13 protein-coding genes, 1 tRNA gene and 1 pseudogene are annotated in these 16,047 nt (G+C 70.3%); 7 read left to right on the plus strand and 8 right to left on the minus strand.

Annotation, left to right across the window (positions count from 1 at the left end; translation table 11 throughout):
- Window positions 1-81: 81 nt before the first annotated feature.
- The 8 genes from pth to GPY60_RS05260 form a co-directional block, all read right to left on the minus strand.
- Complete coding sequence (pth, locus tag GPY60_RS05225) at window positions 82-657, minus strand: aminoacyl-tRNA hydrolase (RefSeq protein WP_156686564.1); 576 nt, start codon at window positions 655-657, stop codon at window positions 82-84.
- Window positions 658-669: 12 nt separating this feature from the next.
- Window positions 670-1,320 carry a 50S ribosomal protein L25/general stress protein Ctc gene (locus GPY60_RS05230; protein WP_156686565.1) on the minus strand — a complete coding sequence of 217 codons (651 nt, stop codon included), beginning with the start codon at window positions 1,318-1,320 and terminating at the stop codon, window positions 670-672.
- A gap of 190 nt (window positions 1,321-1,510) precedes the next feature.
- On the minus strand, window positions 1,511-2,380 hold the full coding sequence (locus tag GPY60_RS05235; protein WP_156686566.1) for an oxidoreductase: 870 nt from the start codon (window positions 2,378-2,380) through the stop codon (window positions 1,511-1,513).
- A complete protein-coding gene (locus tag GPY60_RS05240; RefSeq protein WP_156686567.1) occupies window positions 2,373-3,623 on the minus strand; it encodes a cytochrome P450 in 1,251 nt (416 codons plus the stop codon). The genes GPY60_RS05235 and GPY60_RS05240 overlap by 8 nt, the downstream gene beginning before the upstream one ends.
- Window positions 3,624-3,819: 196 nt before the next feature.
- Window positions 3,820-4,461 (minus strand): LpqN/LpqT family lipoprotein, encoded by a 642-nt coding sequence (locus GPY60_RS05245; RefSeq protein WP_156686568.1) that lies wholly within the window; start codon window positions 4,459-4,461, stop codon window positions 3,820-3,822.
- 5 nt (window positions 4,462-4,466) lie between these two features.
- Window positions 4,467-5,447: a ribose-phosphate diphosphokinase gene (locus GPY60_RS05250; RefSeq protein WP_156686569.1), complete on the minus strand. Its 981-nt coding sequence runs from the start codon at window positions 5,445-5,447 to the stop codon at window positions 4,467-4,469.
- 67 nt (window positions 5,448-5,514) lie between these two features.
- Window positions 5,515-6,978: a bifunctional UDP-N-acetylglucosamine diphosphorylase/glucosamine-1-phosphate N-acetyltransferase GlmU gene (glmU, locus tag GPY60_RS05255; protein WP_156686570.1), complete on the minus strand. Its 1,464-nt coding sequence runs from the start codon at window positions 6,976-6,978 to the stop codon at window positions 5,515-5,517.
- 89 nt (window positions 6,979-7,067) lie between these two features.
- Window positions 7,068-7,139: transfer RNA gene (locus tag GPY60_RS05260), tRNA-Gln, on the minus strand.
- 127 nt (window positions 7,140-7,266) lie between these two features.
- Between GPY60_RS05260 and GPY60_RS05265 the strand changes: the two genes are divergently transcribed.
- The 7 genes and pseudogenes from GPY60_RS05265 to GPY60_RS05295 form a co-directional block, all read left to right on the plus strand.
- Window positions 7,267-7,860: a TetR/AcrR family transcriptional regulator gene (locus GPY60_RS05265; RefSeq protein WP_156686594.1), complete on the plus strand. Its 594-nt coding sequence runs from the start codon at window positions 7,267-7,269 to the stop codon at window positions 7,858-7,860.
- A 112-nt stretch (window positions 7,861-7,972) separates the two neighbouring features.
- Window positions 7,973-8,212: a hypothetical protein gene (locus GPY60_RS05270; protein WP_156686571.1), complete on the plus strand. Its 240-nt coding sequence runs from the start codon at window positions 7,973-7,975 to the stop codon at window positions 8,210-8,212.
- A gap of 72 nt (window positions 8,213-8,284) precedes the next feature.
- The gene (gene mfd, locus GPY60_RS05275) at window positions 8,285-11,935 is read left to right on the plus strand and encodes a transcription-repair coupling factor (protein ID WP_156686572.1); all 3,651 of its coding nucleotides are present in this window, start codon (window positions 8,285-8,287) and stop codon (window positions 11,933-11,935) included.
- Window positions 11,932-12,897: a nucleoside triphosphate pyrophosphohydrolase gene (locus tag GPY60_RS05280; RefSeq protein WP_156686573.1), complete on the plus strand. Its 966-nt coding sequence runs from the start codon at window positions 11,932-11,934 to the stop codon at window positions 12,895-12,897. The genes mfd and GPY60_RS05280 overlap by 4 nt, the downstream gene beginning before the upstream one ends.
- 266 nt (window positions 12,898-13,163) lie before the next feature.
- Window positions 13,164-13,892: a lytic transglycosylase domain-containing protein gene (locus GPY60_RS05285; RefSeq protein WP_156686574.1), complete on the plus strand. Its 729-nt coding sequence runs from the start codon at window positions 13,164-13,166 to the stop codon at window positions 13,890-13,892.
- A 77-nt stretch (window positions 13,893-13,969) separates the two neighbouring features.
- On the plus strand, window positions 13,970-15,259 hold the full coding sequence (gene eno, locus GPY60_RS05290; RefSeq protein ID WP_156686575.1) for a phosphopyruvate hydratase: 1,290 nt from the start codon (window positions 13,970-13,972) through the stop codon (window positions 15,257-15,259).
- A 1-nt stretch (window position 15,260) separates the two neighbouring features.
- Window positions 15,261-15,872 (plus strand): annotated as a pseudogene (locus GPY60_RS05295) (FtsB family cell division protein); the annotation flags it as partial.
- Between the last annotated feature and the right edge of the window lie 175 nt (window positions 15,873-16,047).

Here is a 16,047-nt window from a genome sequence, read left to right on the forward strand (position 1 = left end):
GGGGTACCTCCCGCTTGCGGGGGAACGCAAAAGCACGTTGCGCACGGCGTGTCGCGGTGCTTTTGCGACTGCTCGGCAGTGCTACCAGGCGTGGACGCGGTTCTGCGCGGGCTCCAGCCCCTCCTCGATCAGCAGCTCGGTGGCGTCGGCGGCCTGCTCGCAGATCGTCGGCACCTCGGCGCGCTCGGCGGCGGTGAAGTTCTCCAGCACGAACGCCGCCGGGTCCTTTCGCCCGGGCGGCCGGCCTATCCCGATGCGGACGCGCTGAAACTCCTTGCTGCCCAACGCCGCAACGATCGAGCGCAGACCGTTGTGACCGCCCTCGCCGCCGCCGGTCTTGAGCCGGATGCGGCCGAAGTCGAGGTCGAGGTCGTCGTGGATGACGATCAGGTCGCCCGGGGCCACGGAGTAGAACTTCGCCAACGGCCCGACCTGGCGGCCGGACTCGTTCATGTAGCAGCGCGGCTTGGCCAGCACCACGGCGTGGCCCGCCAGCCGCCCGGTGACGACCTCGGCGCCCGACTTCTTGTGCGCCTTGAACGTCGCGCCGAGGCGCGCGGCGAGCAGGTCGGCGACCATGAACCCGAGGTTGTGCCGGGTGCGGGCGTACCTGTCCCCGGGGTTGCCCAGGCCGACGACCAATAACGGCTCGGCCACGGTGCGATCCGCCTACTCGGACTCTTCGGCCTCGGCCTCGGCCTCCGCCTCGGCTTCGGGCTCCTCGGCCTCGGCGGTTTCGCCGGCGCCCTCCTCGGCGAGTTCCTCCGCGCTGGGCGCGTTCACCACGTTGACCACCAGCAGCTCGGGGTCGGAGATCAGGTTGACGCCCCGGGGCAGCTCGACCTGGCCCGCGGTGATCTGGGTGCCCGCCTCGACGCCCTCGACCGAGACCGTCAACTGCTCGGGGATCGACAGGGCCTCCGCCTCGATCTCGATGGAGTTCGTCTCCTGGGTCACCAGGGTGTCGGGTCCCGCTTCGCCCTCGACGACGACGGTGACCTCGACGGTGACCTTCTCGCCGCGGCGCACGACCAGCAGGTCGGCGTGCTGGATGGTGCGGCGGATCGGGTGGATGTCCAGGGCCTTGGTCAGCGCCAGCTGCTCCTTGCCGTCGATGTCGAGGGTGAGGACGGCGTTGGTGCCGGCGTGGCGCAGCACGGCCGCGAAGTCGTGCCCGGGCAGCTCGAGGTGCTGCGGGTCGCTGCCGTGGCCGTAGAGGACGGCGGGGATTTTGCCCTCGCGGCGGGCGCGCCGGGACGCGCCCTTGCCGGTCTCGGCTCGCACCGCGACCTTGAGTTGATTGACGGCGGACTTGGCCATGTGTCGCTCCTGTGTGCTCGGCTCCGGGTTTTCGGGGGCACGGCCAGGGTCGCGACGATGTGTCGGTCTCCGTCGATAACGGTGCCGGAGCACCCTCGCCGTGACGCCCGGTCAGGGTAACGCACGCGCGCGGTACAGCGGAAATCGGCGAGTCACACCCGTCACATGCGCCGGCCGCGACGGGCGACGCTTACAGCGGGAACTTGGTGCCGGTGAGCCGCTCGGAGAGGTCCCAGAGGGCCGCGGCGGTCGCCGGGTCCTTGGCCCGTCTGCTACGCCCGACCGGTTGGGTGCGTCCGACGTAGCCGAACCGCGGACCGACGAACGTGTCGCCCGGCAGGTCCTGCGACGCCGCGTACAGCGTCTGCCGCGCACCGTAGTCGGCGTCGGTGGCGATCACCCGGGTCGCCGCCGACACCACGGCGTCGCTGAGCCTCTTCCCGGATGCGCCCTGCAGGTTGGTGTGCGAGTAGCCGGGGTGGGCGGCCAGGGACCGTAGCGGCGACCCCGCCGCGTCGAGCCGGCGCTGCAGTTCGCCGGTGAAGAGCAGGTTGGCCAGCTTCGACTGGCTGTAGGCCAGCCACGCGGAATATCGCCGGGTTTTCCAGTTCAGGTCGTCGAGGTCGATGCGGCCCGGCCAGTGCGCCATCGATGACACCGTCACCACCCGGTCGGTGAGCTTGGGCAGCAGCAGGTTGGTCAGCGCGAAGTGCCCGAGGTGGTTGGTGCCGATCTGGCTCTCGAAGCCGTCGGCCGTCAGCGCGTACGGGGCGGCCATGATGCCTGCGTTGTTGATGAGGATGTCGGCCGCGTCCACCCCGTCGGCGAACTCGCGCACCGAGGCCAAATCCTGGAGGTCGAGCCGGCGCACCTCGACGTCACCGGACATCCGTCGCGCGGCGGCCTCGCCCTTGCCCGTGTTGCGGACGGCCATGACGATCGTCGCGCCCACGCGTGCCAGCTCGCGGGCGGTCACCTCGCCCAGGCCGCCGTTCGCGCCGGTGATGATCACGGTGCGCCCGGCGAACGACGGCAGATCCGATGCGGTCCAGTCAGCCATGCCTGACAACAGTAGTGACGTCGAATTCCAAAGGGACCGTGGTGGGTCCGGTGATGCCGTTCATCGAGGGCCACGGGGCGGGGCCGGCGAGACGGGCGTTGGGCATCCGCGTGGTGATCATGCGGAGCCCTTCGATCAGCTCGAGGCGCGCCAGGTGGGAGCCGAGGCAGTAGTGCACCCCGCCGCCGAAGGTCAGCATCGGCGGCTGTGCGTCTCGCGTGATGTCGAGCCGGTCGGGGTCGGCGTAGACGCCGGGGTCGCGGTTGGCCGAAGCGGTGTTGGCGCCGATCAGCGTGCCGGCGGGAATGCACACGCCGGCGATGACGACGTCCTCCGCCGCCCTCCGCAGGGTGCCGAAAACGATTGGGGCGTAACGCATCAACTCGTGCACCGCATTGGGCGCCAGCTCGGGGTGCGCGGCGAGTAGGGCCCATTGGTCCGGGTGCTCGGCCAACGCCTGAATTGCGGCGGCCAGCTGGTTGCGGGTGGTGTCCGTGCCGGCGCCGAGCAGCGTGGCGCAGAGCATGAGCAACTCGTCGTGGGTGAGCCTGTCGCCTTGGTCTTCGCAGCGGATCAGGTCGGAGATCAGGTCATCGGACAGCGCCGCCCTCCGCCGCGCGATCAGGTCTTCGAGGTACGCGTCGAGTTCCTCCCACGCCGCCAGGATGGCCGGCCCGTCCTCGGCGGCGTTCCACTCGAACAGCTTCTTGATGTCGTCGACCCAGGCCGAGAACAGGTGCCAGTCCTCGGCGGGGGCGCCCAGGAGCGCGCAGATGACGGGCGTGGGGTAGCGGCGCGCGATGTCCGACACGACGTCGCAGTGCCCGGCGGGGGCGACGGCGTCCACCAGGCCCGTGATCACCTCGACGATGACCCCGCGCAGCCGCTCGGCGCCGCGGGGCGCGAAAGCCTTGGACACGATCCGGCGCAGCCGGTGATGCGTTTCGCCGTCGACACCCAGGATGTTGCTGGTCGCCCGGTCCCACAGCGGTCCCGAGGTGATGCCCTGCAGGTCGAGCCCGAGGCCGTGCGCCGTGACGAATCGGCTGTCGCGCAACACGGTGTGGACCAGCTCGTAACTCAGCACATGGGGGCCGTGGTCGCTCATCGCGATGGGCGCCTGCCGGCGGGCGTCAGCGAGTACGCAGTGGGCGTCATTTGGATCCGTGAGGTGCTCGTAGGCGATTGTGGGCAGGTCGGCCTGGAAAACGCTCTGGGCGGGGGTTGTTTCGGTTGTGGTCATGATCCGACTATCGGTCCTCGGGCGGGCAAGACCATCCGCTGTAACGCGCAAATGTGCAGAGCCGACCGCGTAGACGCGCGCGGTCCGGCGCCCCGGGATCTGCGCGGTCTGGCGGATGTTTTGCGCGTTGTCGGCGGCGATGCTGGCTACCATGGGCCAACACGCGGAGATGCCGCAGCTGGCCCAACGAGCCCAATCACTTCCGCGCGACCACAAACCCCTTGATGATCGCCTCGATATCGGAGGACTCCGCGACGGCCTGGTCGGCGAGGCTCGTGATCGTCAGCTGCACCAGGTACCGCTGGTTGGCGGGCGGCGACCCGGTGGGAATGACGATCCGATTCCAGCTATGCAGCCGAACGCCGTCGGCGTCGTAGCTGCCCTGGAGCTCCGACGACGGAAACCCATTGAAGTCGGCGTTCGAGGCGTCCAATTGCTTGAAGTTCTCGAACAATTGGGCGTCGTCGTTGCCGTGCTTGATCACCTGGGCCGGGTCGAAGTTGCCGGTCAACTGAAACACCACCAGCCGCGCGGTCGGGAACTTGCCGCCCTTGGACATCATCACGGTCTCGGGCCTGATCCTCGGGTTGTTCGCCAACTGCCAGCCGGGCGGCGTGGGGATCGCCACGGTGAGGTCGGGAATCGAATTAGGCGCGACCTGTTTGCCGGTGACCCCGATGCCCTGCAGGTACTGCGACAGCGGGACGGGCTTCTCGGTGGTGGTGCTGGTGGTGGGCGCCGAACTCTTCGACCAAATAGACTGATAGTCAGGCGGTTTCGTCTCACACGCGCCCGAAAACAACGCAAGCGCGACAACCGCGGCGGGCAGCGATCTCACAGAATCTAGGCGTCCCCGTCGAAAAGCCCTGTCACCGAACCGTTTTCGAACACCGCGCGAATGGTGCTGGCCAGCAGCGGAGCGATCGACAGGACGGTGAGCTGGGGGAAGCGCTTCTCCTCCCCGATCGGCAAAGTGTTGGTGACGATCACCTCGCGGGCCCCGCACGCCGCCAGGCGTTCGGCGGCCGGGTCGGACAGCACGCCGTGGGTCGCCGCGATGATGACGTCGCTGGCACCGGCGTCGTGCAGCAGCTTGACCGCGCCCGCGATGGTGCCGCCGGTGTCGATCATGTCGTCGATCAACACGCAGCACCGGCCCGCGACCTCGCCGACGACCCGGTTCGACACCACCTGGTTGGGCACCCGGGGGTCGCGGGTCTTGTGGATGAAGGCCAGCGGGACGCCGCCCAGCGCGTCGGCCCACTTCTCGGCGATGCGCACCCGGCCGGAGTCGGGGGAGACCACCACCATGTCCCCGTCCGGGTAGTTGTCCCGGATGTAGCCCGTCAGCAGGTTCTGTCCGCGCATGTGGTCGACGGGCCCGTCGAAGAAGCCCTGGATCTGGTCGGTGTGAAGGTCGACGGTGACGATCCGGTCGGCGCCCGCGGTCTTCAACAAATCCGCCACCAACCGCGCCGAGATCGGCTCGCGGCCCCGGTGCTTCTTGTCCTGACGCGCATAGGGATAGAACGGCATGACCGCGGTGATGCGCTTGGCGCTGCCCCGCTTGAGGGCGTCGATCATGATCAGCTGTTCCATCAGCCACTGGTTGACCGGCGCCGGCGCCGACTGCAGGACAAAGGCGTCGCACCCGCGCACCGACTCCTGGAAGCGCACGAAGATCTCGCCGTTGGCGAAGTCCCGCGCGGTCTGCGCGGTGACGTGGACGTCGAGTTCCTTGGCGACCTGCTCGGCCAGCTCGGGATGCGCGCGCCCGGAAAAAAGCATCAGGTTCTTGCGGTTGTCGGTCCAGTCGTGGCTCAACGCACTGCCCTCGCCGTTCGGATCAAATGGACGCCCCATCGTACGTGACGGGCATGGATGCGCCGGTTCACGGCGCCGGGTCGCCCTCTGGTTCCTGAGCGGCCCGCTCCGCCGCCTTGGCGGCGGCGCTGCCCGGCCGCTTGCGCCGCACCCAGCCCTCGATGTTGCGTTGCGGCCCCGCCGACACCGCCAGCGCACCGGGCGGGACGTCCTCGCGGATGACCGTCCCGGCGCCGGTGTAGGCCCCGTCGCCCACCGTCACCGGGGCGACGAACATGGTGTCCGATCCGGTGCGCACGTGCGAGCCGATCGTGGTGCGGCTCTTGGACTCGCCGTCGTAGTTGACGAACACGCTCGACGCGCCGATGTTGCTGTGCTCGCCGATGTCGGCGTCGCCGACGTAGGTCAGGTGCGGCACCTTGGTGCCGGCGCCGATGGTGGAGTTCTTGGTCTCGACGAACGCGCCGAGCTTCCCGTCGGCGCCCAGTTCCGTCCCGGGCCGCAGGTAGGTGAACGGGCCGACCGTCGCGCCGGCGCCGATCGACGACGCCGTCCCATGGGTGCGCACGACGGACGCGCCGTCGCCGACGGACACGTCGGTCAGGGTCGTCGACGGGCCGATGTCGCACCCGGCGCCGACCTGCGTGCGGCCCATCAGCTGAGTCCCGGGGTGGACGACGGTGTCGCGGCCGATCGTGACGTCGACGTCGATCCAGGTGCTGGCCGGGTCGACGATCGTGACCCCGGCCATCTGGTGCGCGGCGACGATCCGACGGTTCAGCTCGGCGCCGAGCTGCGCCAGCTGGACGCGGTTGTTGACGCCGGCGACCAGCGCGCTGTCGTCGACGTGCCGGGCGTGCACGGCGTGGCCGTCGCCGCGCAGGATGCCGATGACGTCGGTGAGGTAGAGCTCGTGCTGGGCGTTGTCGGAACTCAGCCGGCTCAGCGCCGAGCGCAGCGCCGCCGTGTCGAAGGCGTAGACGCCGGCGTTGACCTCGCGGATCTCGCGCTGCGACTCGGTGGCGTCGGCGTGTTCGACGATCGCCATGACCTCGTTGTCCTGGGTGCGCAGGATGCGCCCGTAGCCGGACGGGTCGACGAGCGTCGTGGTCAGCACCGTGACGGCCGCGGGCGCCGCGCCGTGGGCGGCGACGAGCCCGGCCAGGGTGTCGGCGTCGAGCAGCGGGGTGTCGCCGGAGGTGACGACGACGACACCGGCGTAGTCGTCCGGCAGGGCGGACAACCCGCACAGGACCGCGTGGCCGGTGCCGCGGGGCTTGTCCTGCAGCGCGACGTCGATCGCGCGGCCGAAGGTGTCGGCCAGCTCGGCGACCAGCGGCTCGATGCGCTGGTGCTCGTGGCCGAGGACCACGACCAGGTGCCGGGGCGCCACCTTGGCGATGGCGTGCAGCGAGTGTGCGAGCATGCTGCGCCCGGCGATGGTGTGCAGCACCTTCGGGGTGTCGGACCGCATTCGGGTGCCGGGTCCGGCCGCGAGGACCAGTACCGCGGTGTCACCACGAAACGCCATGGATATCCTTTCGTGCGCGAGCGTGCGTGTTTGCACACCGACACGCCGTCAACGGTGTCATTTCATGCACGCTCGCGGCAAGAAGCGGGCTCCGTCGCCAGGACTCGAACCTGAACTATCTGAACCAAAATCAGAGGTGCTGCCGATTACACCACGACGGATTGCGCCACCAAGACTCTAGACGGGATCGGCCCTCGCGCACGAACCGATACGCTGACTGACGTGGCGGTTCCGGACTCCTCGACGCAGAAAGAGCCCGACAAAGAGGTGCGCGCGCCACGCGCCCGGATGACCGGAACCGAGCGCCGGCAGCAACTCATCGGCATCGCCCGCTCGCTGTTCGCCGAGCGCGGCTACGAGGGCACCTCGATCGAGGAGATCGCCCAGCGCGCCAACGTGTCCAAGCCGGTGGTCTACGAACACTTCGGCGGCAAGGAGGGCCTGTACGCCGTCGTCGTCGACCGCGAGATGTCCGCGCTGCTCGACGGCATCACCTCGTCGCTGACGAACAACCGGTCCCGGGTGCGGGTCGAGCGCGTCGCGCTCGCGCTGCTCACCTATGTCGAGGAGCGCACCGACGGGTTCCGGATCATGATCCGCGACTCGCCGGCCGCCATCAATTCGGGCACGTACTCGAGCCTGCTCAACGACGCCGTCAACCAGGTCAGCTCCATCCTGGCCGGCGACTTCGCCCGCCGTGGCCTGGACCCGGAGCTGGCGCCGCTGTACGCGCAGGCGCTGGTGGGGTCGGTGTCGATGACGGCCCAGTGGTGGCTGGACACGCGCGAGCCCAAGAAAGAGGTGGTGGCCGCGCACCTGGTCAACCTCATGTGGAACGGCCTGACCCACCTCGAGGCCGACCCGCGGCTGAAGGACGAGTAGCGGCGCAAGAAGTTTGCAAGCGCCTGTTGCTGTGATCCGTTGCAATGCCGGATCAGCCAGCACAGGAGGAGTCAACATGAACCGAACAATTCGTGGTGGGAAAGCAGCGCTCGTGGCTGGCGCCGCATCGCTGTTGCTGTGGGGCGGCGCCGAACTGGCCGCACCCGCGGCCCAGGCGGGCCCGTGCCCGCGCCTCCAGGCGTGCACCACCTGGTGCCCCGGGCAGCCCAACCCGGCTGGCCGGCCCGTTCCGTGGGACACCAGCGTCTGCCACGACTACTACTGGGACTCGTACGGCGTCCACGACATCGGCAACGGCGCGTTCTACGCGTGGCGATCCATGGGCTGGTAGGGCTTGCCTCGGCCGCGAGGAAGGGCGCGAGGAAGGGGTGGGTACCTAGGTCCGGCCTAGAATGGATTCATCATGACCGGACCGGGGGCTCTTCACTCAGAAACCCCCATAGCCGGGCTCGTCGACCTGGCGCTGACGGCGCCCACCTTCTCCGATTTGATCGACCGCGCGGTCGCCCGGCCGCCCGAGCTCAGCCTCGTCGGCCCGGCCAGCGCGCGGTTGTTGGTCGGCGCGGCGCTGGCCCGGCTGGGTCCGCTGCTGGTGGTCACCGCGACCGGCCGGGAAGCCGACGACCTGACCGCGGAGCTGCGCGGCGTCTTCGGTGACGCCGTGGCGGCCTTCCCCTCCTGGGAGACGCTGCCGCACGAGCGGCTGTCACCCGGGGTCGACACCGTCGGCGCGCGGCTGACGGTGCTGCGGCGCCTCGCCCACCCCGACGACGCGAGGCTGGGGCCACCGCTGCGGGTGGTGGTGACGGCCGTGCGCTCGCTGCTGCAGCCGATGACGCCGCAGCTCGGGCTGGTCGAGCCCGTCACGCTGACCGTCGGCCAGGAGATCGCGTTCGAGGATGTCATCGCCCGGCTGGTCGAGCTGGCCTACAGCCGCGTCGACATGGTCGGCCGGCGCGGCGAATTCGCGGTCCGCGGCGGGATTCTCGACGTCTTCCCGCCGACCGCCGAGCACCCGGTGCGCGTCGAGTTCTGGGGTGACGAGGTCAGCGAGATGCGGATGTTCGCCGTCGCCGACCAGCGCTCGATACCCGAGATCGAGGTCGACACGGTCATCGCGGTGGCGTGCCGCGAGCTGCTGTTGACCGACGACGTGCGGCAACGGGCCGCCGCGCTGGCCGCCCGGCACTCCGGCGGGGAGCCCGGGATCACCGGCAGCGTCACGGACATGCTCGCCAAACTCGGCGAGGGCGTCGCGGTCGACGGCATGGAGGCGCTCCTTCCGGTGTTGCGGCCGGGCGAACACGTGCTGCTGACCGACCAGCTGGCCGCGGGCACGCCGGTGCTGCTCTGCGACCCGGAGAAGGTTCGCAGGCGGGCCGCCGACCTGATCAAGACCGGCAGCGAGTTTCTGGAGGCGTCGTGGTCGGTCGCGGCGCTCGGCACGGACGCGCCCGTGGACGTGACCCAGTTCGGGGGGTCCGGGTTCGCCGAGCTGGACGACGTGCGCGCCGCCGCCGCCGAGTCCGGTCACCCGTGGTGGACGCTGAGCCAGCTCTCCGACGAGTCCGCGATCGAGCTCGACGTGCGGCCGTCCCCGTCGGCCCGGGGGCATGCCCACGACATCGACGGGATCTTCGCGATGCTGCGCGCGCACGTCAGCACCGGCGGGTACGCCGCCGTCGTCGCGCCGGGCACCGGGACCGCCCACCGCGTGGTCGAGCGGCTCGCCGAGTCCGACACCCCCGCCGGCATGCTCGACTGCGGGGCGGCACCCAAACAAGGCGTCGTCGGTGTCCTCAAGGGTCCGTTGCACGACGGGCTCATCGTCGAGGGCGCCAACCTCGTCGTCATCACCGAGGCGGACCTCACCGGCAGCCGGGCCACCGCCGTCGAGGGCAAGCGGCTGGCGGCCAAGCGGCGCAACACCGTCGACCCGTTGGCGCTGACGGCCGGCGACCTCGTCGTCCACGACCAGCACGGCATCGGCCGGTTCGTGGAGATGGTCGAGCGGACCGTCGGCGGCGCCCGCCGCGAATACCTCGTCCTCGAGTACGCCTCGTCCAAGCGGGGCGGCGGATCCGACAAGCTCTACGTCCCGATGGATTCGCTGGACCAGCTGTCCCGCTACGTGGGCGGCCAGGCGCCCGCGCTCTCCAAGCTCGGCGGCAGCGACTGGGCCAATACCAAGACCAAGGCCCGCCGCGCCGTGCGCGAGATCGCCGGCGAGCTCGTCGCGCTGTACGCCAAACGCCAGGCCAGCCCCGGGCACGCGTTCGCGCCCGACACCCCTTGGCAGGCCGAGATGGAGGACGCGTTCGGCTTCACCGAGACCGTCGACCAGCTCACCGCCATCACCGAGGTGAAGGCCGACATGGAAAAGCCGATCCCCATGGACCGGGTGATCTGCGGCGACGTCGGCTACGGCAAGACCGAGATCGCGGTGCGTGCGGCGTTCAAGGCGGTGCAGGACGGCAAGCAGGTCGCGGTGCTGGTGCCGACCACGCTGCTGGCCGACCAGCACCTGCAGACGTTCACCGACCGGATGGCCGGGTTCCCGGTGACGGTCAAGGGCCTGTCGCGGTTCACCGACAACGCCGAATCGCGGGCCGTCATCGAGGGCATGGCCGACGGGTCGGTCGACATCGTCATCGGCACGCACCGCCTGCTGCAGACCGGGGTGCGCTGGAAGGACCTCGGCCTAGTCGTCGTCGATGAGGAGCAGCGCTTCGGCGTCGAGCACAAGGAGCACATCAAGAGCCTGCGCACCCACGTCGACGTGCTGACGATGAGCGCCACACCGATCCCGCGGACGCTGGAGATGAGCCTGGCCGGCATCCGCGAGATGTCGACGATCCTGACCCCGCCCGAGGAGCGCTACCCCGTCCTGACCTACGTCGGCCCGCACGACGACAAGCAGGTCGCGGCGGCACTGCGGCGCGAGCTGCTGCGCGACGGCCAGGCCTTCTACGTGCACAACCGGGTCAGCTCGATCGACCGCGCGGCGGCGCACGTCCGCGAGCTGGTGCCGGAGGCGCGCGTCGTCGTCGCGCACGGGCAGATGCCCGAGGACCGGCTGGAACGCACCGTGCAGGGGTTCTGGAACCGCGAATACGACATCCTGGTCTGCACCACGATCGTCGAGACCGGCCTGGACATCTCCAACGCCAACACGCTGATCGTCGAGCGCGCCGACACCTTCGGCCTCTCGCAGCTGCACCAGCTGCGTGGGCGGGTCGGGCGCAGCCGCGAGCGCGGGTACGCCTACTTCCTGTATCCGCCGCACACGCCGCTCACCGAGACCGCCTACGACCGGCTCGCGACGATCGCGCAGAACAACGAGCTCGGCGCGGGCATGGCCGTCGCCCTGAAGGACCTCGAGATCCGCGGGGCGGGAAACGTGCTCGGCGTCGAGCAGTCCGGACACGTCGCCGGGGTGGGCTTCGACCTGTACGTGCGGCTGGTCGGCGAGGCCGTCGAGGCCTACCGGGCCGCGGTCGACGGACACACCGTGACCACGGCCGAGGAGCCGAAGGACGTGCGGATCGACCTCCCCGTCGACGCGCACCTGCCGCCCGACTACATCGCCAGCGACCGGCTGCGACTCGAGGCCTACCGGCGGCTGGCCGCGGCGGCCGACGACGCGGCGGTCGATGCCGTCATCGAGGAGCTCATCGACCGCTACGGCCCGTTGCCCGAACCGGCCCTGCGGCTGGTGGCCGTGGCGCGGTTGCGGCTGCTGTGCCGGGTGGCGGGCATCACCGAGGTCTCGGCCGTGTCGGAGGCGACCGTGCGCCTTGCGCCCCTGACGCTGCCGGATTCCGCCCAGGTGCGGCTGAAGCGGATGTACCCGGCCGCGCGCTACCGCGCGACGACGTCGACGGTGCAGGTGCCGATTCCGCGGGAGGGCGGGGTCGGTGCGCCGCGCCTGCGCGACGTCGAGCTGGTCCAGATGGTGGCCGACCTGGTGACCGCTCTGCAGGGTGAACCGCAGAAGGACATTGGTATAACGAGCGCAGGGCCCGCGAGAAGTGAGGAGCGACGAGCGCGATGACTTCCATCGTCGTCTTGTTCGATCCGCGTCGCCCGTCGCTCGTGCCGGTCGAGGCCATCGAGCACCTCGCCGGCGAGGTGCAATACACCGAGGAGATGCCCGTCGCGGTGCCGTGGTCGTTGCCCGACGCCCATCCGGTCCACTCCGGGCACGAGGCACCGGTGTTGCTGTCCTCCGACCGTGACCATCCCGCCGTCACCGCTCGCCTGGCCGCCGGCGCGCGGCTGATCTCGGCGCCGGACACGCCCCGCGGCGAGCGGCTGGTCGACGCGGTCGCGATGATGGACAAGCTGCGCACCGCCGGGCCCTGGGAAAGTGAGCAAACCCACGACTCGCTGCGCCGGTTCCTGCTCGAGGAGACCTACGAGGTGCTGGACGCCGTGCGCAGCGGTGACGCCGACCAATTGCGCGAGGAACTCGGCGATGTCCTGCTGCAGGTGCTGTTTCACGCGCGCATCGCCGAGGACGCGCCGCATCACCCGTTCACCATCGACGACGTCGCGGCCGCGCTGATGCGCAAGCTGGGCAATCGGGTGCCGGGGGTGCTTGCCGGCCAACCGATTTCGCTCGAGGAGCAGTTGGCGCAGTGGGAGGAGCGCAAGGCGGCCGAGAAGCCGCGGAAGTCGGCGATGGACGACGTACACACCGGTCAGCCGGCATTGGCGTTGGCTCAGAAGGTGATTGCGCGCGCGGAAAAGGCCGGGATACCCGCCGACCTGATGCCCGACGGGATCACCACGGTCTCGGTGTCGGCCGACGTGGATGCGGAAAGCGCACTGCGCACAGCCGTTCTGGAGTTCGCTGACACCGTTCGGGCCGCGGAGAGGGCGGTCGCCGCGGCGCGCCGCGGCGGGGGCGTGCCGGACGAGTTCGATACGGCCCCTCTCGGAGACGTCAGCGAGGAGGAGTGGCGCGCGCACTGGCCGTCCGGCGGCGCCGAAGAGGGTGCTGAGGCGAATTGAATTGCCGTCCGGAGCGCGGCGCGGCAGCGATCCTCGAAATGTTTGCCGAATGCCCGCCGGAGCGGCCTGTAATATCGCCGTTGATGTTGGCAATCAGGATGGTCGGCATGCCCCGGTGTCGCTAGCCGACGTTGCTGGCAGCTAATCGTCGGCCGATGCCGCCCGCGATTTTCTCGGTGCGTCGGGGCCCGCAACGGGGCGGGTGCTCCCAAAACTCGTGGGACGATGGCTGAGGTTTTGTTGTAGGGGAGTTGTAGGGGACTGTGGTGTCGCCAAGGCGTTGGTTGCGAGCGGTCGCCGTGATCGGCGCGACCGCGATGCTGCTCGCCTCCAGCTGCACCTGGCAGCTCAGCCTGTTCATTCCCGAGGGGGTGCCGCCCCCGGCCGGGGATCCGGTGCCGGCGGTCGACACCCACGCCAGTGGTAGGCCCGCCGACCAGCTGCGGGCCTGGGCCCAGCAACGATCGGCAGCCCTGGAGATCCCGGTCATCGCCCTCGAGGCCTACGCGTACGCGGCCCGGGTGGCCGAGGTCGAGAACCCCAAGTGCCACATCGCCTGGACCACGCTGGCGGGCATCGGGCAGGTCGAAAGCCACCACGGCACCTACCGCGGCGCGACGCTGTCGCCGAACGGGGATGTGAGCCCGCCCATCCGCGGTGTTCGCCTGGACGGCAGCGGCGGGACCATGCGCATCGTGGACAGCGAGCAATCGGTGACCGACGGCGACGGCGTCACCCGCGCGATGGGTCCCATGCAGTTCATCCCGGAAACCTGGCGGCTCTACGGCGTCGACGCCCACAACGACGGCCGGGTCAGCCCCGACAACATCGACGACGCGGCGCTCGCGGCGGCCGGGTACCTGTGCTGGCGCGGGAAGGACCTGGGCACGCCGCGCGGGTGGATCACCGCCCTGCGGGCCTACAACAATTCCGGCGTGTACGCGCGTGCGGTGCGCGACTGGGCGACCGCCTACGCGGCGGGTCACCCGCTGTAGCAGGATGTATCAGGCTTTACGCTAGGGGCGTCCTCGGCCGGCGCCGCTACCGGGCACGTCTACGCAAGGAGAACCCAGTGCCGATTATCGAGCAGGTCGGAGCCCGCGAGATCCTCGATTCGCGCGGCAACCCGACGGTCGAGGTCGAGGTGGCCCTCATCGACGGGACGTTCGCGCGGGCGGCGGTGCCGTCCGGCGCGTCGACCGGGGAGCACGAGGCCGTCGAACTGCGTGACGGTGGCGAACGCTACGGCGGCAAGGGCGTCCAGAAGGCCGTGCAGGCCGTGCTGGACGAAATCGGCCCGGCGGTGATCGGGCTCAACGCGGACGACCAGCGGCTGGTGGACCAGGCGCTGGTGGACCTCGACGGCACGCCCGACAAGTCGCGGCTGGGCGGCAACGCGATCCTGGGCGTCTCGCTGGCCGTGGCGAAGGCGGCCGCCGATTCGGCCGAACTCCCGCTGTTCCGCTACCTCGGCGGCCCGAACGCGCACATCCTGCCGGTGCCGATGATGAACATCCTCAACGGCGGGGCGCACGCCGACACCGCGGTGGACATCCAGGAGTTCATGGTCGCGCCGATCGGGGCGCCCAGCTTCGCCGAGGCGCTGCGCTGGGGCGCCGAGGTCTACCACTCGCTCAAGTCCGTGCTGAAGAAGCAGGGGCTGAGCACCGGCTTGGGCGACGAGGGCGGCTTCGCCCCCGACGTCGCCGGCACCACCGCGGCGCTCGACCTGATCGGCAAGGCCATCGAAGCCGTGGGCTTCAAGCTGGGCGCCGACGTGGCGCTCGCGCTCGACGCCGCGGCCACCGAGTTCTACACCGACGGCAAGGGATACGCGTTCGAAGGCTCGACCCGCACCGCCGAGCAGATGGCGGAGTTTTATGCCGGCCTCCTCGGCTCCTATCCGCTCGTGTCCATCGAAGACCCGCTGTCCGAAGACGACTGGGACGGCTGGGCCGCGCTGACGGCGTCGATCGGCGACCGTGTGCAGATCGTCGGCGACGACATCTTCGTCACCAACCCCGAGCGTCTCGAGGAGGGCATCGAGAAGGGGGTCGCAAATGCGTTGCTGGTCAAGGTGAATCAGATCGGCACGCTCACCGAGACGCTGGACGCCGTCGCGCTGGCCCACCACAGCGGCTATCGCACGATGATGAGCCACCGCAGCGGCGAGACCGAGGACACCACGATCGCCGACCTGGCGGTGGCGGTCGGCAGCGGGCAGATCAAGACCGGCGCGCCCGCCCGCAGCGAACGCGTGGCCAAGTACAACCAGCTGCTGCGCATCGAGGAGGCCCTGGGTGACGCCGCCCGCTACGCCGGTGACCTCGCCTTTCCCAGGTTCGCGCTCGAGGTGAAATAGCTTGGCGGCCAAGCCGGATCCGAAACGGCGCTCCCCGGCATCGCGCCCGGGGAAGGCCGGCGGATCGGGTCGGCGCGGCCGCTCGGCTAAGCCGGTGTCCAAACCCGTTGCGTCGGCTGGCCGCGCCCCAACGCGCACGCTGCAGGAGCACGTCGTTGAGCCGATCAAGCGGCAGGCGGCCGAGTCCGTCGAGCAGCGGTCCGATCAACGGCTCGGCTTCACGGCGCGGCGGGCCGCCGTGCTGGCCGCGTTGGTCTGCGTGTTGACGCTGACCATCGCGGGCCCGGTGCGCACCTATTTCGCGCAGCGCACCGAGATGGAGCAGCTGTCCGCCAGCGAGGCGTCGCTGCGCCGGCAGATCGCCGATCTCGAACAGAAGAAGGGCAAGCTCGGCGATCCGGCGTACATCGCGGCGCAGGCCCGCGAGCGCCTGGGATTCGTTATGCCCGGGGACATTCCGTTCCAGGTGCAGCTGCCGCCGAGCGCGGCTGCGCCGCAGCCGGGCTCCGAGCCGGGTAAGCGCGCCAGCAGCGACCCCTGGTACACGGCCCTGTGGCACACCATCGCCGACGCCCCGCACCTCCCGCCGGCGCCCCGGGCGCCGGCGGGAGGTGCGGGGCGTCGGCGATGGCGTGCCACAGGGCCGTGTACCAGGGGTCGCTGCTGGCGCGCTTACCCCGCGCGGCGCCCCGCTGCGGCGCAGCCGCGCGCGCCGGCAGCGGCACACGCAACGGCCTGTCCCCGGGCATCACGAACCCCCGGCGACCGCGCGCCTGCGGCGCGCGGTA

The sequence above is a fragment of the Mycobacterium sp. Marseille-P9652 genome (assembly GCF_902652685.1).
Taxonomy (GTDB): domain Bacteria; phylum Actinomycetota; class Actinomycetes; order Mycobacteriales; family Mycobacteriaceae; genus Mycobacterium.

What these genes read in the sequence shown, in the direction of transcription:
- GPY60_RS05230 (WP_156686565.1), bottom strand. Translation starts at nt 1,320, where the DNA reads ATGGCCAAGTCCGCCGTCAATCAACTCAAGGTCGCGGTGCGAGCCGAG.
- GPY60_RS05235 (WP_156686566.1), bottom strand. Translation starts at nt 2,380, where the DNA reads ATGGCTGACTGGACCGCATCGGATCTGCCGTCGTTCGCCGGGCGCACC.
- GPY60_RS05240 (WP_156686567.1), bottom strand. Translation starts at nt 3,623, where the DNA reads ATGACCACAACCGAAACAACCCCCGCCCAGAGCGTTTTCCAGGCCGAC.
- glmU (WP_156686570.1), bottom strand. Translation starts at nt 6,978, where the DNA reads ATGGCGTTTCGTGGTGACACCGCGGTACTGGTCCTCGCGGCCGGACCC.
- GPY60_RS05265 (WP_156686594.1), top strand. Translation starts at nt 7,267, where the DNA reads ATGACCGGAACCGAGCGCCGGCAGCAACTCATCGGCATCGCCCGCTCG.
- mfd (WP_156686572.1), top strand. Translation starts at nt 8,285, where the DNA reads ATGACCGGACCGGGGGCTCTTCACTCAGAAACCCCCATAGCCGGGCTC.
- GPY60_RS05280 (WP_156686573.1), top strand. Translation starts at nt 11,932, where the DNA reads ATGACTTCCATCGTCGTCTTGTTCGATCCGCGTCGCCCGTCGCTCGTG.